We start from the raw sequence: 1,431 nt of genomic DNA on the forward strand, positions 1-1,431 counted from the left end.
ATTAAGGAAAAATCGATTGTTCATACTCATTTTCGCTGTGCTAATCGGCATCTGGTGCTACTTTGTCTTGGGACCGCTCATTCGTCAGCTCTTCCGACCTTGACTCTGATCTGACGAAAAAAGGGAGGTTGGCGGGAGCCACAGTCTGCTTCCAAAACGGGGATGTGCCAGCGCCCAGATAGGAACGAAAAATTTTGTCTCTACCACCCCTTATCCGCGGCACGAAGATCATATACATCTATGATGCCAACGGGAACAGGATAAGAAAGATCTCGATTCGGGAGCCGGCGAATTCTTTGCTATCAGCGCCGCCGCAGGACCAGGCGGCAAAATTAGGCCGTCCTGGGCGACGGTTGAAGCGGGAGGTAGCCAAACCTTCACGATTGTACCGAATGGAGGATGCCTCATATCGGATGTCCTGGTTGACGGCGTTTCCATCGGGGCCGTCAGGGTAATGATCCCTTAATTACCCGTTTCTTGGACGCATTTTGCATTAACACATTCTGTTGGAGGACAGTAATCATTGTCGCATTTCATGGGATGCTGGTTTAACAATAAAAAGTTATGGGCCACTTATGAACAAGGCCGACTAAAATAATGACAGTAGCGGCGGAGGCATCATGAAGAAGACCAGCATTTTTTTTGCTATTGCAGCTCCGATGTTTCTAGGTTATTCATTTTTTACATATATTACAGCTGGCTGGATGCCTTCCGGATTTCCTCTGTATATTCATATTATTATAAGCGTTATTGCTCTACTAATATGGCTCGTCGTTATATTTTTGATGAGATGGAGGAGCGCAAGCCAACCCTGGAACCCAGTTAACTTTCTTTTCGGACTATTGACTGGTGGAGGATTTCTTTTCTTCATTTACTTGTTACAGTGGAGCTTTGTACAACCCATCTTGGGAGAGGCGTCCAAATACAGTATTGTATCTGCTCTCTATGCAAGCCCGAGCCAAAATCGATTGCATGCTATAGTTGGTGGGTTTCTATGCTTTGTACTTCAACTCATCGCTGACTTTGTGTTGGGAATCAGATTTAATCGTCTTGAATGATTATATGGAAAAGTATGCAGGATTCGGAGTATGTGCACATTGGCTTGTTTTCAGGATTGAAGAGCAAGCGGCTTGACGACACTTTGTTGTTGTTCGGGGCTTACGGGTAAGGAGTGAAGTAAAGGAAGTGACGTACGTACATTCATATTCCACACAACAACTCAGAAGAAAGTATTATTGCTTTAAGGATTCAAAATGCTCCCAGCCAAGGTGTCTTTGAATGTGCAATTGGCGTGAGCAGCGTATTAAGCTGGGTTGGCCCTTTCAAAGATTTGCCAATTTACAGCCTGCCAGGATCGCTTGCTGATGCGCTGCAAAAAATACAAAATGCCCCTAACCAATAGGGTTATTCGTTATGAAATTAATCACTTAT

2 protein-coding genes are annotated in these 1,431 nt (G+C 44.7%); both read left to right on the top strand.

Annotated elements, in window-relative coordinates; translation table 11 throughout:
* Nucleotides 1-194 precede the first annotated feature (194 nt).
* Entirely contained in the window at nucleotides 195-455 is a 261-nt protein-coding gene (locus NC238_02095; protein MCM1564749.1) for a hypothetical protein, read from the top strand.
* A gap of 165 nt (nucleotides 456-620) precedes the next feature.
* Nucleotides 621-1,058, top strand: coding sequence for a hypothetical protein (locus NC238_02100; protein MCM1564750.1), 438 nt, complete (start codon nucleotides 621-623; stop codon nucleotides 1,056-1,058).
* Nucleotides 1,059-1,431 lie beyond the last annotated feature (373 nt).

Origin of the sequence: Dehalobacter sp. (genome assembly GCA_023667845.1) — a bacterium.
In the GTDB taxonomy this organism is placed as follows: Bacteria; Bacillota; Desulfitobacteriia; order Desulfitobacteriales; family Syntrophobotulaceae; genus Dehalobacter.